Consider the following 15,970-nt stretch of genomic DNA (forward strand, 5'->3'; position numbering starts at 1 on the left):
CCGGAATGTGCCGTGATGCAGCAGCTCATTTCTAGGAGCCGTTCCTGCACAAATTCTTCACGTATGGAAACGTGTAGGACATGCTTGAACCCAACCGAAAAGACCGAAGCCCAATCAGCTAAGTCCATGGAACGGCTTGGTTTGTCTGAGTTACTTACGCCTAGAAGCCGTAAGACCCAGGGCCGCCGCCCACATGTCCCTTCATCTAAATCACTATGTCAAAGAGCGATTCCCGCCCGAAAACCGAAATTTCCGAACCCCCGAAGGGCACACACCAACAACGCCAAGGCGTTGTCGAATATGAAGAATTTTGCTGGCCGATCCGGCCACCGAGCGAAGAAGCGAGCGCCTCGTCGTCGGGAGGCCGCCATCTATGGACCGAATCGGGGGCCGTCAACCCCGATCTCGAAGAAAAAGCACTCGGATGCATTTTTCTTGGATCCGGCTCTGCCGCTGCCCGTTCGCGAGCGAACGATTGGCAGGGCCCGCCGTCAGCCCCCTCGGGAACCGGACACCCACACCCAGAGTTTCCGTCCCCGTACAATAGCGAGCGGTGCGTCCTGCCCCCTCGCCGCACAGCGAAGGAACCCCCTATGTCGAAATCCATCATCGAACGCGGGCTCGAGCTGGCGAACAGCGGCGCCTATCGCCGCGTCGAGGAGATCGAGCGCGAAGTGTCGTTCGAAGGCTATACCAACGCCGCACAGCATTTCTCCGCTCCCACCTTCCGCAAGCAGCTGCGCGGGCTGATGCAGTCGGCACGCGCCGCCCGCGCAGCCTAGCCGATAGGCGTGGAGCGGCAGCGACGGCTCATGGGAAGCCGATGCGCAGCACCGCGGCCGGGCCGTTGAAGCGATACCGCACGCTGCCGTTCCACTTCTCCTTGTCGGCATCGAGTCGATAATCGACATAGCGATACATCACGCCGATCCCGACATTCCTGAACAGGCGGTAGTTGAGCTCGGCCTGCACGTTCCACAGCCGCCCCTTGTAGTCGTCGATCTTGATCGAGAGCCAATCGGCGCGGGCAGTGAGCATCAGTCGCGGGGCGATGCCGAGCGCGCCATAGGCGCCGATCGTCGGCAGCGGCGCCAGCACCGATTTCTTGCGCGCCTCGCCGGTGACCACCGTACTGCCGGCAACCGTGCCCTGCCCGCTCAGCCCGACCTCGAAATTGGTGATGTGGCCGCCCAACGCCAGGCCGAGCTCGAGATTCTTCTTGCGGACGATGTCATAGCCGACGGTCAGCCGGTAGATGTCCGAATTGAACTCGCTGCTCACGGTCACGCCGACCGGATAGGTCACGTCGTCGAAGGTGATGTCGCGCGTGATCGCGTGGTCGCCGGAGCGGCGCAACGAATAATATTCGGCGCCGATCACGAAGCGTCCCAGCCGCACGCCGGCGCTCACGGCGGGCAACACCTTCCGGTCCGACAGATCCAGATCCGATTCCAGGTCGATGTCGGTCGCGATATTGGGGTGGGCGACATTGTTGACCGCGACGTCCGAATCGACGTCCGGCCAGAACCCCGAGACCTCGATCCAGTATTTGTCGTCGAGCGTCTGCGCCTGCGCCGTGCCGGGCAGCATGGCCGCGCAGCATCCGCCCGCCAATGCCATCGATAGACTCCGACGAACCCAATCGCGATGCGCGTGCATTTGCATGGGAAGCTCCATCCCTGTTCTCGCACGGAAGTGTGCGCCGTTTCCCGAGGGACGCCATCGGGACAAACCCCGAGCCGCCGCCGATGTCATATGGTAGGCGCGCCCGGCGTGGCGCGGTGGGAATCCCCTGGTCGCGTCCCGCGCGGCGCGGCATGGAAAAGTCGAACAGGAACGGTGCAAAGTCCGGCCTCGTTCGGCTTTCCTCGCGCCATTCGTTACGGTAGCACCAGCGTCGTGGGGGATTCGACGTGACCGTTCAGGCATCGACTGCGCAGTCGGTCGCGCAGGCGCATGCGGCACTGCGCGCACGCGCCGATATCCAGTTCGACATGACCCCGGCAAAGCCGCCGGCCCCGCCGCCCTGGGCGAATTGGCTGGGCAAGGAACTCAACCAGCTCTCCCCCGCCGCACCCTATGTCTTCTGGACCTGCGTCGCGATCGGCGGGGCGATCCTCGTCTATCTCATCGTCGTCGCATTCCTCCGCTCCCGCCCGTCGCGCGATGCCGCGGCGGCGCCCGAACAGGATGTCGCCACCTGGCGCCCGACCGAGAAGGCCGCGCGCGCGCTGCTCGCCGAAGCCGAGGCGCTGGCGGCGCAGGGTCGCTATGAAGCGGCGGTGCACCTGCTCCTCCAGCGCAGCCTGGAGGATATCCAGCGCCACCGCCCGCGCCTGCTCCGCCCTGCCCTGACCAGCCGCGAGATCGCCGGGGCGGACTGGATGCCGGGGATCGTGCGCCGCGCCTTCGCGGCGATGGCCGCGCCGGTGGAGCGCAGCCTGTTCGGCGGGCGCACCCTTGCCCGTCCGGATTGGGAGGAGGCCCGCGCCGCCTATGGCGAGTTCGCGCTGCCGGGGGCGTGGAAATGAGCGGCGAGAACGCCCGCGCGCCCTTCGCGATGCGCACCGTGCTGGTGTTGGTGATACTCGGCGTGGTCGCCTTTCTCGGGTTCGTGCTGCTCGCGGCCTATGCCGACGATCTCCAGCCAGCCCAGCGCCCCGGCAATCATGCGCTCGCGCCCTCCGCGGTGGGCTTTGCCGGTGCAGCCGAACTGGTGCGGCGCGTGCACGGATCGGCGACGATGATCCGTCGCGAGGCCGATCTGGGCACGCACGACACGCTGGTGGTGACGCTCAGCCCCGGCACCGATCCCGATGCGCTGAAGAAATTGCTCGACCGACGGGTGTCGCAGCCGACGATCCTGGTGCTGCCCAAATGGCTTACCTTCCCGCGCCGCGACAAGCCGGGCTGGGTCACGTCGTTCGGCACGCTGCCGGCCGAGATGGTCGAGAAGCAGTTGACCAAGCTCACCCTGGTGAAGATCACCGACAACGGCCCTGGCCTGCGCACGATCACCGGCGGCGAGCTGGAGCCGGTCTATGCCGATACCGAAGACGGCGACTCCGAGCAGATCTTCACCGATCCGGACGGCAGATTGCTGGTGGCGTGGATGAAGAAGCGCCCGCTGCTGATCGTCGCCGACCCCGACCTGCTCGACAATCAGGGCCTGAAGACACTTGAGGGCGCCGAGCGGGCGATGCAGATCCTCGGCGCGTTCGAAGGACGCGCGATCGCCTTCGACCTGACGCTGCACGGCTTCGGGCGCAATCCGAACCTGCTCAAGCTCGCATTCGAGGCGCCGTTCCTGCCGCTGACGCTGTGCCTGCTGCTCGCGGCGCTGCTCGCCGGCTGGCACGCGATGCTGCGCTTCGGGCCGCCGCTGCCCGAGGCGCGCGCCGTGGCGTTCGGCAAGCGCGCGATCGTCGAGAATGGCGCGGCCCTGCTCCGCCTCGCCCGCCGGCGCCACCGCACCGGCGATCGCTACGCCGCGCTGATCCGCGAGGTCGCCGCAAGCGCGACCGGCGCGCCGGCCAGCCTGCCGCCCGAAGCACTCGATCGCTATCTCGACCGGCTCGACAAGGATGGCGAGCCCTTCACCGCCCTGGCCGACCGAGCGGCCGACGCCCGGGACACGCGCACGCTGCTCGATGCCGCGCGCGCCCTCTATCAATGGAAAAGGACCGTCACGCGTGAACATCGATGAAGTGAAGGCGCTGGGCGACGCGATCCGCGCCGAAGTGGGCAAGGCCGTGGTGGGGCTCGACGAGGCGGTGGAGCTGATGCTCGTCGCGCTGTTCGCGTCGGGGCATATCCTGCTCGAAGGCCCGCCGGGCACCGCAAAGACCTTCCTGGCGCAATGCTTCGCGCGGGCGGCAGGGCTCGACTATGGCCGCATCCAGTTCACGCCGGACCTGCTGCCGGGCGACATCCTCGGCTCCAACCTGTTCAACTTCCAGACCAGCCAGTTCACGCTGACCCACGGGCCGATCTTCACCGAGCTGCTGCTCGCCGACGAGATCAACCGCACGCCGCCCAAGACGCAGGCGGCGCTGCTCGAGGCGATGCAGGAGCGCACGGTCACGATCGACGGGATCGACCACAAGCTCTCCGACCGGTTCATGGTGGTCGCCACGCAGAACCCGATCGAGAGCCAGGGCGTCTATCCGCTGCCCGAAGCGCAGCTCGATCGCTTCCTGTTCAAGTTCGAGGTCGGTTATCCGAGCGTGGAGCAGGAGCGCCGCATCGTCGCGCAGCAGGGCAGCCGCTTCGGCATGCCGCGGCCCGATGACTGGGGCGTCAGCCAGGTGGCCGATCACGCGAAGATCAGCGCCGCCGCCGATGCCGTCGCCGCCAACCGGCTGGCCGACGAAGTGGTCGACTATGTCGTGCGGCTGGTGCGGGCGACGCGCTCGACCGGCGACCTGCAGATCGGCGCCAGCCCCCGCGCCGGCGCTACGCTCGCCGCCGCAGCGCGCGCGCATGCCGCGCTCGATGGACGCGACTTCGTGCTGCCCGACGACGTGAAGAAGCTCGCGCCCGCCGCGCTGCGCCACCGCGTGATCCTCTCGCCCGCCGCCGAGATCGACGGGCGCACCGCAGACGCGATCATCGCCGCGCTGATCGAGCAGGTCGAGGCGCCGCGTTGATCCGACCCACGCTCCGCTGCGTGCTGCTGACGGCCGCGGGGGCACCCCCGGCACTGCTGCTTGGCGTCATCGCACCGCAGCTCTGGTTCCTGGGGATGATCTGGATGCCGCTGGTGCTGGCGCTCGCCGCGCTCGACGCGCTGCTGGCCGCCCGCGCGCCGGCGCTGCGTGTCGAGTGCCCGGGCGCGATCGAGATCGGCGCGCCGCTGATCGTCGACGTGCATCTGCGGAGCAAGCCGATCGCGGGTCTCGAACTCGCCCTCGCCGCCGGGCCCAGGCTGGCGCCGCGTGCCGAGGGCCGCATCCGCCTGGCCCGCGGCGAGAACCAGGCCTCCATCGCCTTCATCGCCGTCCGCCGCGGCACCGAGCGGATCGAGGCCGTGTGGAGCCGCTGGACCGGCCCCTTCGGGCTGATCTGGCGCCAGCGGATCGAGGCGCTCGATCGCCGCGTGGTGATCGCGCCCGACATCCGCCCGGTGCGCAGTTCCGCGCATGTGCTGCTGCGGGACGCACAGGCGGGCGAGATGGCGCGCGTCGATCGCGGCGAAGGCAGCGAGTTCGAGGCGCTGAGCGAATGGCGATCGGGCATGGAGCGCCGGACGATCGACTGGAACCACAGCGCCCGCCACCTCAAGCTGCTCGCCCGCGAGAACCGGATCGAGCGCAACAACCAGATCGTCTTCGCGATCGATACCGGCCGGGTGATGTGCGAGCCGATCGAAGGTCTGCCGCGCGTCGACCGCGCGATCACCGCTGCGCTGCTCGGCGCCTATGCCGCGCTCAAGCTCGGCGACCGGGTGGCGCTGTTCGGCTTCGATTCGCAGCCGCGCGTCTCCTCGGGCACCGTCTCCGGCGTCCGCGCCTTCCCGCTGATGCAGCGGCTCGCCGGCGAGCTCGACTACAGCACCGCCGAGACCAACTACACGCTTGCGCTCGCCACGCTGGCCGGCGACCTCACCCGGCGCTCGCTGGTGGTGATCTTTACCGAATTCACCGACCCGACCGGCGCCGAGCTGATGATCCGTGCCGCGGCGAACCTGCTGCGCGGGCATCTCGTGCTGTTCGTGATCCTCGCCGATGACGAGCTCGAGGAGCTCGCCGGCGCCGAGCCCGCCGCGATCGACGACGTCTCGCGTGCCGTGATCGCCGCCTCGATGCTGCGCGAGCGCCGGCTGGTGACCGCGCGCCTGCGCCATGCCGGCATCCATGTGCTGGAGGCCCCGCACCGCGAGATGGGGGCCGCGCTCGTTCGCCAATATCTCGATTTCAAGCGGAGGAACCTGCTGTGAGCGGCGAGGCGCAATTCGCCAGCCTGCGCTTCCGCGAGGCCCGCACCGACGATTGGGAGCGGCTCGAGGAGCTGGTCCGCCGCATCGAGCGCGGGCGCGCCGGCTCGCTTTCGGACGAGGATCTGTTCGACCTGCCCGTGCTGTACCGCGCGGCGCTGTCCTCGCTCTCGGTGGCTCGCGAGACCTCGCTCGACACCGATCTGGTCGGCTTCCTCGAGGCACTGTGCGCCCGCGCCTATTTCGTGCTCTACGGCGTGCAGCCGCCGCTCCACCGCCGCATCGGCGCGTTCTTTGGCGCCGGCTGGCCGCTGGCGCTGCGCAGCCTGTGGCGCGAGACGCTGGTCGCGGTGCTGGTCATGCTGCTCGGCGCAGTCGTTGCCTATTGCCTCGTCGCCGGCGATCCGGGCTGGTACCATTCGATCATCCCCGAGGACCTGGCCGGCGGGCGTGGCCCGCAATCGAGCGTGGCGGAGCTGCGCGCAGGCCTGTACGACGGCGGTGGCGGCGCCAGGGACATGCTCGGCGCCTTCGCCACCTATCTCTTCACCCACAATGCGCAGATGGCGCTGATGTGCTTCGCGCTGGGCTTCGCCTTCGGCGTGCCGACGCTGCTGCTGCTCGTCTACAATGGCTGCATCCTCGGTGCGTTCATGGCGGTCTATGTCTCCAAGGGCCTAGGCCTGCCGCTCGCCGCGTGGCTGGCGATCCACGGCACCACCGAGCTGTTCGCGATCGCCATCGCCGGCGCCGCGGGACTGCGCATCGGCATGGCGGTGGCCTTCCCGGGCAGGCTCTCGCGCACCGTCGCCACCACCAAGGCGGGCCGCACCGCTGCCTTTGCGATGATCGGCGTGGTGCTGATGCTCGCGGTCGCCGGGCTGCTCGAGGGCGTCGGCCGCCAGATCGTCCAGTCCGACCTGATCCGCGTCGCGATCGGCGGCGGCGCGCTTGCCGCCTGGCTGCTCTATTTCTACCTGCTCCCGGTGCGCCGCGAGGATGCCGATGGCTAAGCCCCGCCCCGCCCCGCGCCGCGCCGCCGCCAAGGACGCCGACCGCCGCACCTTCATCACCCCCGAGGGCGTCGACCTGAAGCTCGACATCGCCAGCGTCGGCGAGCGCGCCGGCGCGCTGATGATCGACGTGGTGATCATCCTGCTGACGCTGATCGCCTTCAGCATCTTCCTGCTGTTCGTGCTTTCCGGCACCGGGCGGGCGCTGGGCCAAGCGCTGGCGATCATCTGGCTGCTCGGCTTCTTCGTGCTGCGGAACGGCTATTTCGCCATCTTCGAGCTCGGCCCGCGCGCCGCGACGCCGGGCAAGAGGCTAATGAAGCTGCGCGTGGTGGCACGCGACGGATCGCGGCTGCGCGGGCACCAGGTGGTGGCGCGCAACGCGATGCGCGAGCTCGAGCTGTTCCTGCCGCTGACCTTTGCCGCCTATCAGACCGCGCAGGGCGTGACCGATATGGCCATCGGGCTGCTCGGGCTGCTGTGGACCGGCATCTTCGCGCTGTTCCCGATGTTCAACCGCGACCGGCTGCGCGTCGGCGACCTGATCGCCGGCACCTGGGTGGTGCGGCTGCCGCGGCGGCGGCTGAGCTACAGCGTCGCCACCAGCCTGGCCCCCGAGAAATCGCGCTACACCTTCACCGACAAGCAGCTGAGCGTCTATGGCGAGTTCGAGCTGCAGAAGCTCGAGGAAGTGCTGCGGCGGAACGAGGAATATTCGATCATCGTCGTCGCCCGGACGATCCGCGAGCGGCTGAACCTGCCCGACAGCGGCGGCGACGATTACGGGTTCCTCGAGGCCTATTACACCGCGCTGTGCCAGCGGCTGGAGCGGGGCATGCTGTTCGGCAAGCGCAAGAAGGACAAATACCAGCGCTAAGTGGCAAAGAGCTGGCCAATATCCTTGAAGGCCTTGAACTCCAGCGCGTTGCCGGCGGGATCGTAGAAGAACATCGTCGCCTGCTCACCGGGCTTGCCGACGAAGCGGATGTGCGGCTCGATCACGAATTCGGTGCCGGCGGCGCGCAGGCGCTCGGCGAGCGTCTCCCAGTCGGCCCAGTCGAGCACCAGCCCGAAATGCGGGACCGGCACCGCATCGCCGTCCACCGCGCTGCGTGCCTTCACCCCGGCCCCCTCGGCCTTGTGGACGACGAGCTGGTGGCCGCGGAAATCGAAGTCGATCCAGTGACCGGGATCCTCGCGTCCCTGCGGGCAGCCGAGCGTGCCGCCATAGAAGCCGCGCGCAGCCTCGATATCGTCGACGGGAATGGCGAGGTGAAAGAGCGGCACGGTCATGGCGCCGGCATAGGAAATGTGGAAGGCTGGCGCCAGACAGACGCGGGAGGGATCGCATGAAACTGGTACGCTATGGCGCAGCGGGTGCCGAACGGCCCGGCCTGATCGACGGCGACGGGCGGCTGCGCGACCTTTCCGGCGTGGTCGCCGACATCGACGGCAGCGACGCCGCGATCGCGAGGGTCGCGGCGGCGGACCTCGCGGCGCTTCCGGTGGTGGAAGGCGAGCAGCGGCTCGGCCCCTGCGTCGCGCGACCCGGCAAGTTCCTCTGCATCGGCCTCAACTATGCCGATCACGCCGCCGAGACCGGCCAGGCGCTGCCCAAGGAGCCGGTGCTCTTCTCCAAGGCGACCAGCGCGCTTTCCGGCCCCAACGACCCGATCCTGCGCCCGCGCGGATCGACCAAGATGGACTGGGAAGTCGAACTCGGCATCGTGATCGGCCGCGACTGCCGCTACGTCTCCGAAGCCGAAGGCCTGGCCGCGATCTCCGGCTATTTCATCTGCCACGACCTGTCCGAGCGCGAGTTCCAGAACGAGCGCGGCGGCACCTGGGACAAGGGCAAGGGCTGCGACACCTTCGGTCCGATCGGCCCCTGGCTGGTGACGCCCGACGAGATCGGCGACACCGATGCGCTCGCCATGTGGCTCGAAGTGAACGGCAAGCGCTACCAGGACGGCTCGACTGCGACGATGGTGTTCAAGCCCGGCTTCCTGGTCTCGTACATCAGCCAGTTCATGAGCCTGCAGCCCGGCGACATCGTCTCGACCGGCACGCCGCCGGGCGTCGGCATGGCGCAGAAACCGGTGCCGGTGTTCCTTCAGCCGGGTGACGAGGTGCGGCTGGGGATCGACGGGCTCGGCGAGCAGCGCCAAGTGGTGGAACAGGCGTAAGGCCTGCTTCCTACAGCGCCGTGCCAAGCGACTCGCGAGGTTCGCGAAGTTCAGGCCAAGGCTCGGTTTTCGCGTGCCTTAAGTTGACACACTTCCCGCAAACGCGCTCCATCTCGCAACATCCTTGCGCACGCGGGATCCTATCTTTCCAACAAATCAAAGAGCGGCCGGGCACGGGCCCGGCCGTGCGAGTCCAGCAGGCGAAATCCTACATTGCAAGCCCCGCCTTCCGCTTCGGCACGGACGCGCTATGCTCGATCCAGGCAGCATGGGGGAATGCTTGTGGCCGACACCAGCGAGACGGGCCTGATCGAGCGCCATTTCGCGCTCACCGAACGCGGCACGACCGTGCGCACCGAGATGCTGGCCGGGTCCACGACCTTCCTGACCATGGCCTATATCATCGTCGTCAACCCGGCGATCCTGGGCGCGGCGGGGATGCCGGTGGCCGCGGTCGCGGCGGCGACCTGCCTGGCCGCCGGGCTGGCGAGCATCCTGATGGGGCTCGCCGCCAATGTGCCGCTCGCGCTGGCGCCCGGCATGGGGCTCAACGCCTATTTCGCCTTTACCGTGGTGCAGGGCATGGGCGTGCCCTGGCCGGTGGCGCTGGGCTGCGTGTTCCTTTCCGGCATCGCCTTCCTGGTGCTGACCTTTGCCGGCGTCCGCCAGCTGATCATCGCCGCGATCCCGCCCCAGCTGTTCGCCGCGGTGGCGGGCGGGATCGGGCTGTTCATCGGGCTGATCGGCCTCAAGAATGCCGGGATCATCGTCACCAGCCCGGCAACCTCGGTGACGCTCGGCGACCTGCACGCGCCCGGCGCGGCGCTGGCGCTGTTCGGGCTGGTCGTCACTGCGGGCCTGGCAGCGTGGAAGGTGCGCGGCGCGATCCTGATCGGCATCGCGGCGACGACGATCGCCGGCTGGGCGACGGGTCAGGTCGTGTTCAAGCCCGAGCCCTATGACCTGACCGCGATCAGCCAGGTCGCGTTCCATCTCGACCTGGCCGGGGTGTTCGGCCTGTCGGGCAGCCACGGCCTGGGACTGTTCGAGATCCTGTTCGTGTTCCTGTTCGTCGACCTGTTCGACAATGTCGGCACGCTGGTCGGCGTCACGCGCCGCGCCGGGCTGATCGACGAGCAGGGCCGCATTCCCCGGCTCAACCGCATCCTGTTCACCGATGCAGTGGCGAGCGTCGCCGGCAGCCTGTTCGGCACCAGCACGGTGACCAGCTATGTCGAGAGCGCGGCCGGCGTGCAGGCGGGCGGCCGCACCGGGCTGACCGCGGTGGTGACCGGCGTGCTGTTCCTGCTCGCGATGCTGGTGGCGCCCTGGGCCCAGCTGGTGCCGCTCGCGGCCACGGCGCCGGCGCTGGTGCTCGTCGGCGGGCTGATGATGGCGCCGCTCGCCGATGTGGACTGGGAAGATCCCGAGATGGCGATCCCCGCCTTCCTCACCGTGGCGATGATCCCCTTCACCTTCTCGATCGCAAACGGCCTGGCCTTCGGCATCACCGCCTATGCGCTGATCCGGCTGATCCGGGGGAAGATCACCAGGGGCGACGGGCTGCTGCTCGTGCTGGCCGGGCTGTTCGTGATCCGCTTCGCCTGGCTGGCGGCGGGATGAGGGAAACCGGTTTCCCTTGCACCGGCGCGCGCCTATATCGGGCGACATGACGCCTGCGCTTTTCCGCATCGACCCGAAGGACAGCACTGCCACGGCGCTGCGCGACATGGCCGCCGGCGAGGAGGCGCTGGGCGTCACGCTCACCGAGGCGATCGGCAAGGGCCACAAGGTGGCAGTGAAGCCGATTGCGGCCGGTGAGCCCGTGCTCAAGTTCGGCTTCCCGATCGGCGTGGCGACCCGGGACATCGCCCCCGGCGCGCACGTCCACACGCATAACGTGGCGACCGCGCTCAAGGGCAGCGGCGACTATGCGTTCACGCCGGCGGCGCATGACGATGCCGGGTTCGAGGGCCCCGGATTCCTCGGCTATCGCCGCGCCAATGGCCGGGTCGGCACGCGCAACGAGATCTGGGTGATCCCCACCGTCGGCTGCGTTGCGCGCACCGCGCAGAAGATCGCCGAGCGCGCCGCCGCGCTGCACGCCGGCACGATCGACGGCGTCCATGCCTTCCCGCATCCGTTCGGCTGCTCGCAGCTGGGCGACGATCTGCGGGGCACGCGCGCGATCCTGTCGGCGCTCGCCAGCCACCCCAATGCCGGCGGCGTGCTGATCGTCGGCCTGGGCTGCGAGAACAATCAGATCGCCGGCATGCTCGAGGGGATCGACCATCCCAATCTGCGCACGCTCGGCGCGCAGATGGCGAACGACGAAGTCGAGGAGGGCCTGGCGCTGGTCGCCGAGCTGGTCGCCGGGGCGGCGGCCGCGCGCACCCCTGCCCCGCTCTCCGAGCTGGTGCTGGGCGTGAAGTGCGGCGGCTCGGACGGCTTTTCGGGCCTCACCGCCAACCCGCTGGTCGGGCGGATGGCCGATGCGGTGACCGCGGCGGGCGGCACCGCGATCCTCACCGAGATTCCCGAGATCTTCGGCGCCGAGCAATTGCTGATGGAACGCGCCAGCGACGCGGGCGTGTTCGACGGGATCGTCACCCTGGTCAACGACTTCAAGGCCTATTTCACCCGGCACGGCGAGCCAGTCTCCGAGAACCCCTCGCCCGGCAACATCGCCGGCGGCATCACCACGCTCGAGGAGAAGTCGCTCGGCGCGGTGCAGAAGGCCGGGCACGCGATCGTCACCGACGTGATACCCTATGGCGGGCGGGTGCGGCGCAAGGGACTGACCCTGCTCGAGGCGCCGGGCAACGACGCCGTCTCCTCGACTGCGCTGGCGGCAGCGGGGGCGACGGCGATCCTGTTCACCACCGGCCGCGGCACGCCGCTCGGCTTCCCGGTGCCGACGATCAAGATCGCCTCGAACAGCGACCTCGCCGCCCGCAAGCCCGGCTGGATCGATTTCGACGCGGGCCAGGTGCTCGATGCCGGCATGGAGGCCGCGGCCGAGTCGCTGCTCGACACGATCGCCGCGATCGCATCGGGCAAGCAAACCGCGGCCGAGCGCAATGGCGAGCGCGAGATTGCGATCTGGAAGCGCGGAGTCACCCTCTGACGCGGGCATAATGCCGCAAGTTCCCGCGCCAAGTCCGTAACGAGACGGTAGAGTCATGACTGTGCTGGCGCCAAGTTTCTGTTAACCATATCGGCCGCGACTCAGGGGGATGGCGTGGCAATGACGATGGTTTCGATCGGCAGTCTGGGCGCGGGCGTGGCGAATGCCGCTGCCGGCAACAGCATCGCCGAACCGATCACCGCTGAGGCGATCTACTGGCCCGCCTGGATCCTGACGATCGGGGTGCTGGTCGCGCTGCTGATCATGATCGCCGTGCTCGCCTCGATCAAATCGGCGCTGCTCGCCAAGCCGAAGAAGCGCGACGCGGAATTCACGCGCATGCTGTGCAGGCAGGTGTGGAAGCATACCGAGCTGATCAAGGGCACGCTGCACGAGCGGCTGCGCCACCTGCCGGGCGACGTGACGACGCTGCGGGTGCTCACCCGCCTGCTGCGCGAGGACCTGGCCCCGCCGATGAACTTCGTCGAGCAGATGCGCGCGCACCCGCCGGCGACCTGGCCCGATTACGAGCTGTTCGCGGCGTTCAACAATTGGGGCGGCAAGATCAGCGCGATCGAATCGCAGCTGGGCGACCTGCAGCAGATGCTCAGCTATCCGGCGGTGCGCGAGCCGGTGGACCCGCACCGCGACGCGATGCTCGTCCATTATTTCAACACCGAGCAGGCGCCGCTCAGCTATGCGATCGGCCAGGTCGTCACGCATGCCATCGCAATCTGCGAGATCGGCAAGACGGTGCTCGAAAAGGCGCACAGCCCGAAATTCTTCGGCGCGCAGGACGAGGACGCGCACGACCATCATGGCTGCGAGGCGTGCCAGTCCCCAGTGATGCACGTGCCGTTCGGCAGCGACGAGCCGCGCCTGATCCTGATGCGCCCGCCCGAGGCGCCCAAGAAGGACAAGAAGGAAGAGAAGCACGCGGCGGCGCACTGCCATTGCATCGTGCCCCAGCCCTGCCACTGCGCGCCGACGCCGTGCATCTGCCTGTGCAGCTGCAAGGCGAGCGCGAAGGAACCCGCGGCGCACCACTGATCGCGTGCGGCCAGTCCTTGCTGCACTGCGGTAAACCGGAGGTGCATGGCATTGAAGCGTTAACCCTCGCCCGGTAAGTTGCCCGCGGGGATAATCGGGGTGGGATTTATGACCGAGTTTCTTGTCTTCGCCTATGCGATGCTGGCGATGTTCGTGATCCTGTCGATGCAGCGCAACAAGCGCGAGCAGCGGGCGAACCCGCAGATGGTCACCATGGTCGGCTGGGGCCTGTTCTCGCTGTCGAGCACGCTCGCGGTGCTGCTGGGCGCAGTTGCGCTGGCGCTCGCGCTGGGCGCCAATATTCCGCTTCCCGCCGACCTGCAGGCGCCGCTATTCTGAGCGAATGCCGCTTTACGAATTTGCGGGGCACCGCCCCCTGATTGCCGAGACCGCCTGGGTCGCGCCGAGCGCCGACCTGATCGGCGACGTCCACCTCGCGGAACTGGCCTCGATCTGGTTCGGCGCAGTGATCCGCGCCGACAATACCCCGATCCTGGTCGGCGCCCGCTCGAACATCCAGGACGGGGCGATGCTCCACAGCGATCCCGGCGCGCCCTGCACCGTGGGCGAGGACGTCACCGTCGGCCACCACGCGATCCTGCACGGCTGCACGATCGGCAACCGCACGCTGATCGGCATGGGCGCGACGATCCTCAACCGCGCGGTGATCGGCGAGGACTGCCTGGTCGGCGCCGGCGCGCTGGTGACCGAGGGCAAGAGCTTCCCTGCCGGCCACCTGATCGTCGGCAGCCCCGCCAAGGCGATCCGCCCGCTGGACGACATGCAGAAGGCGATGCTCAAGGCGAGCGCCGCGCTCTACGCCGCCAAGCAGCGCGACTATGCCGCGGGGCTGAAACGCATCGATTGACCCGCGATCGTTGCCGAGCCGTCACATAGCCGCGCTAGGCCGATCCCCTCGAATCGAGGGGATCGCCATGGGATTGTTCGATTGGTTGAAGCGCCGGGCCAAGGCGCCGGTGCCGGCTCCCGCAGCGCCGCCCGCCCCGGTGGCGGTGGCGGTGGCGGCGCCCGAGCCCGAGAGCTTCTGGCAGACCGGCATCGACGGCGGCGCGCTCTGGACCGCCAACCCCCAGGGCAATCGCCACGCGGTGCCGCTCGACCTGCTCGGTGCCATCGCGATCGAGACCAGCGACACCGGCTCGGACGGTCGCAGCGCCTGGTGGCTGTTCTACGGGCCCGACGAGGACGTCGCCTTCAGCCTGCCGCTCGGCGCACGCGGCGAAGGCGGGATGGTCGAGGGGATCGCGGCGCTGCCGGGCTTCCGGCACGACATGTACGCCGCGGCGATCCGCTCGACCGATATCGAGACCTTCGTCGTCTGGCAGCGTCCGTTCGACTAATTGTCGAGCCGCTTGGTCACTTCATAGCCGGCCTTGCGCAACGCCATCACCGCGGCGAGCGCCTGGTAATGGCTCTCCTGCCCCGCCTCATAGAGCTTGCCGCTCTGCCGCGCGGCCGCCTGGATCGCGTCGCGGACGATGATGTAGATTTCATTGGTAACCATGCGCATTCCCCAGCGACCTCGTCTGATCCGAGAATGGGGAGCGCACCGATTCGCTTCAATGGCCGAGTCGGACCTTTTGCGGATGCGCGCCCCCGCGCCGGAGCCGGGGCTGACGTAGCGTCGCCGGCACCGGGCTGGACGGGCAACTCCGTTTCGGTACAAAACCGATCATGGCCCTGCCCCCCCTCTTCGATCGCCTGCGCCTGCCCGTCATCGGGTCGCCGCTGTTCATCATCTCGGTGCCCGAGCTGGTCATCGCCCAGTGCAAGGCGGGGATCGTCGGCTCGTTCCCGGCGCTGAACGCCCGGCCGGACACCAGGCTCGACGAATGGCTGCACCAGATCACCGAGGAGCTCGCCGCCTGGGACCGCGACAATCCGGACACGCCGGCGGCGCCCTTCGCCGTCAACCAGATCGTCCACCGCTCGAATCCGCGGCTCGAGCATGACGTGGCGGTGTGCGCCAAGTGGAAGGTGCCGATCGTGATCACCTCGCTCGGCGCGCGGCCCGAGCTCAACGACGCGGTGCATGGCTGGGGCGGGATCACACTGCACGACGTGATCGACAACCGCTTCGCCCACAAGGCGATCGAGAAGGGCGCCGACGGCCTGATCCTGGTCGCGACCGGCGCCGGCGGCCATGCCGGGCGGCTGAGCCCCTTCGCGCTGGTGCAAGAGGTTCGCGAATGGTTCGACGGGCCGGTGATTCTTTCAGGAGCCATCGCCAATGGCCGCTCGGTGCTGGCGGCCCAGGCGATGGGCGCCGACCTCGCCTATATCGGCTCGCCCTTCATCGCCACCGACGAGGCCAATGCGGCACCGGCGTACAAGCAGGGCATCGTCGAGGGGACGGCGGAGGACATCGTCTATTCGAACCTGTTCACCGGCGTGCACGGCAACTACCTGAAGGCGTCGATCGTCAATGCCGGGCTCGACCCCGACAAGCTGCCGGAGAGCGATCCGAGCGCAATGAACTTCGGCGGGGCCAAGGCCTGGAAGGACATCTGGGGATCGGGCCAGGGCATCGGCGCGGTGCACGCCATCGAGCCGGCCGCGGTGAAGATCGAGCGAATGAAGAGGGAATATGCGGCGGCCAAGGCGGGGCTGTGCGGGTGAATTGAGCCGTCCTCCCGGC

18 protein-coding genes are annotated in these 15,970 nt (G+C 68.5%); 15 read left to right on the plus strand and 3 right to left on the minus strand.

Annotated elements, in window-relative coordinates; translation table 11 throughout:
• The first annotated feature begins 593 nt into the window (after nucleotides 1-593).
• On the plus strand, nucleotides 594-782 hold the full coding sequence (locus ABLE38_RS00005) for a hypothetical protein (protein WP_348972124.1): 189 nt from the start codon (nucleotides 594-596) through the stop codon (nucleotides 780-782).
• Between the two features lie 28 nt (nucleotides 783-810).
• Here ABLE38_RS00005 and ABLE38_RS00010 read toward each other — a convergent pair whose 3' ends face one another.
• Nucleotides 811-1,620 (minus strand): hypothetical protein, encoded by an 810-nt coding sequence (locus tag ABLE38_RS00010; RefSeq protein ID WP_348972125.1) that lies wholly within the window; start codon nucleotides 1,618-1,620, stop codon nucleotides 811-813.
• Between the two features lie 293 nt (nucleotides 1,621-1,913).
• Between ABLE38_RS00010 and ABLE38_RS00015 the strand changes: the two genes are divergently transcribed.
• Genes ABLE38_RS00015 through ABLE38_RS00040 form a run of 6 tightly spaced genes read left to right on the plus strand, consistent with a single transcriptional unit; the run spans nucleotide 1,914 to nucleotide 7,825 of the window.
• Nucleotides 1,914-2,531 carry a hypothetical protein gene (locus ABLE38_RS00015; RefSeq protein ID WP_348972126.1) on the plus strand — a complete coding sequence of 206 codons (618 nt, stop codon included), beginning with the start codon at nucleotides 1,914-1,916 and terminating at the stop codon, nucleotides 2,529-2,531.
• A complete protein-coding gene (locus ABLE38_RS00020) occupies nucleotides 2,528-3,706 on the plus strand; it encodes a hypothetical protein (RefSeq protein WP_348972127.1) in 1,179 nt (392 codons plus the stop codon). The genes ABLE38_RS00015 and ABLE38_RS00020 overlap by 4 nt, the downstream gene beginning before the upstream one ends.
• A complete protein-coding gene (locus tag ABLE38_RS00025; protein WP_348972128.1) occupies nucleotides 3,693-4,649 on the plus strand; it encodes a MoxR family ATPase in 957 nt (318 codons plus the stop codon). The genes ABLE38_RS00020 and ABLE38_RS00025 overlap by 14 nt, the downstream gene beginning before the upstream one ends.
• A complete protein-coding gene (locus ABLE38_RS00030; RefSeq protein ID WP_348972129.1) occupies nucleotides 4,646-5,938 on the plus strand; it encodes a DUF58 domain-containing protein in 1,293 nt (430 codons plus the stop codon). Before ABLE38_RS00025 ends, ABLE38_RS00030 begins: the two co-directional genes overlap by 4 nt.
• Complete coding sequence (locus tag ABLE38_RS00035; protein ID WP_348972130.1) at nucleotides 5,935-6,948, plus strand: stage II sporulation protein M; 1,014 nt, start codon at nucleotides 5,935-5,937, stop codon at nucleotides 6,946-6,948. Before ABLE38_RS00030 ends, ABLE38_RS00035 begins: the two co-directional genes overlap by 4 nt.
• On the plus strand, nucleotides 6,941-7,825 hold the full coding sequence (locus ABLE38_RS00040) for an RDD family protein (RefSeq protein WP_348972131.1): 885 nt from the start codon (nucleotides 6,941-6,943) through the stop codon (nucleotides 7,823-7,825). Before ABLE38_RS00035 ends, ABLE38_RS00040 begins: the two co-directional genes overlap by 8 nt.
• On the opposite strand, the gene ABLE38_RS00045 is transcribed toward ABLE38_RS00040, so the two are convergent.
• Nucleotides 7,822-8,241: a VOC family protein gene (locus ABLE38_RS00045; RefSeq protein WP_348972132.1), complete on the minus strand. Its 420-nt coding sequence runs from the start codon at nucleotides 8,239-8,241 to the stop codon at nucleotides 7,822-7,824. The genes ABLE38_RS00040 and ABLE38_RS00045 overlap by 4 nt on opposite strands.
• Before the next feature lie 56 nt (nucleotides 8,242-8,297).
• Between ABLE38_RS00045 and ABLE38_RS00050 the strand changes: the two genes are divergently transcribed.
• The 7 genes from ABLE38_RS00050 to ABLE38_RS00080 all read left to right on the plus strand — a co-directional run bounded on the left by ABLE38_RS00050 (nucleotide 8,298) and on the right by ABLE38_RS00080 (nucleotide 14,672).
• Entirely contained in the window at nucleotides 8,298-9,134 is an 837-nt protein-coding gene (locus ABLE38_RS00050; RefSeq protein ID WP_348972133.1) for a fumarylacetoacetate hydrolase family protein, read from the plus strand.
• Between the two features lie 360 nt (nucleotides 9,135-9,494).
• Nucleotides 9,495-10,757 (plus strand): NCS2 family permease, encoded by a 1,263-nt coding sequence (locus tag ABLE38_RS00055; RefSeq protein WP_348974418.1) that lies wholly within the window; start codon nucleotides 9,495-9,497, stop codon nucleotides 10,755-10,757.
• A 46-nt stretch (nucleotides 10,758-10,803) separates the two neighbouring features.
• Complete coding sequence (locus ABLE38_RS00060; protein ID WP_348972134.1) at nucleotides 10,804-12,261, plus strand: altronate dehydratase family protein; 1,458 nt, start codon at nucleotides 10,804-10,806, stop codon at nucleotides 12,259-12,261.
• 120 nt (nucleotides 12,262-12,381) lie between these two features.
• On the plus strand, nucleotides 12,382-13,311 hold the full coding sequence (locus ABLE38_RS00065; protein WP_348972135.1) for a hypothetical protein: 930 nt from the start codon (nucleotides 12,382-12,384) through the stop codon (nucleotides 13,309-13,311).
• 108 nt (nucleotides 13,312-13,419) lie between these two features.
• Nucleotides 13,420-13,650, plus strand: coding sequence for a hypothetical protein (locus ABLE38_RS00070; protein WP_348972136.1), 231 nt, complete (start codon nucleotides 13,420-13,422; stop codon nucleotides 13,648-13,650).
• A 4-nt stretch (nucleotides 13,651-13,654) separates the two neighbouring features.
• Nucleotides 13,655-14,179, plus strand: a complete 525-nt coding sequence (locus tag ABLE38_RS00075) for a gamma carbonic anhydrase family protein (protein ID WP_348972137.1) — start codon at nucleotides 13,655-13,657, stop codon at nucleotides 14,177-14,179.
• Nucleotides 14,180-14,246: 67 nt separating this feature from the next.
• Nucleotides 14,247-14,672: a hypothetical protein gene (locus tag ABLE38_RS00080; RefSeq protein WP_348972138.1), complete on the plus strand. Its 426-nt coding sequence runs from the start codon at nucleotides 14,247-14,249 to the stop codon at nucleotides 14,670-14,672.
• On the opposite strand, the gene ABLE38_RS00085 is transcribed toward ABLE38_RS00080, so the two are convergent.
• Nucleotides 14,669-14,836 (minus strand): hypothetical protein, encoded by a 168-nt coding sequence (locus ABLE38_RS00085; protein ID WP_348972139.1) that lies wholly within the window; start codon nucleotides 14,834-14,836, stop codon nucleotides 14,669-14,671. The two genes, ABLE38_RS00080 and ABLE38_RS00085, sit on opposite strands and share 4 nt — an antisense overlap.
• A gap of 170 nt (nucleotides 14,837-15,006) precedes the next feature.
• Here ABLE38_RS00085 and ABLE38_RS00090 point away from each other — a divergent pair, with 170 nt between their 5' ends.
• A complete protein-coding gene (locus ABLE38_RS00090) occupies nucleotides 15,007-15,951 on the plus strand; it encodes a nitronate monooxygenase family protein (protein ID WP_348972140.1) in 945 nt (314 codons plus the stop codon).
• Nucleotides 15,952-15,970 lie beyond the last annotated feature (19 nt).

This window comes from Sphingomonas sp. KR3-1 (assembly GCF_040049295.1).
GTDB lineage: Bacteria > Pseudomonadota > Alphaproteobacteria > Sphingomonadales > Sphingomonadaceae > Sphingomonas.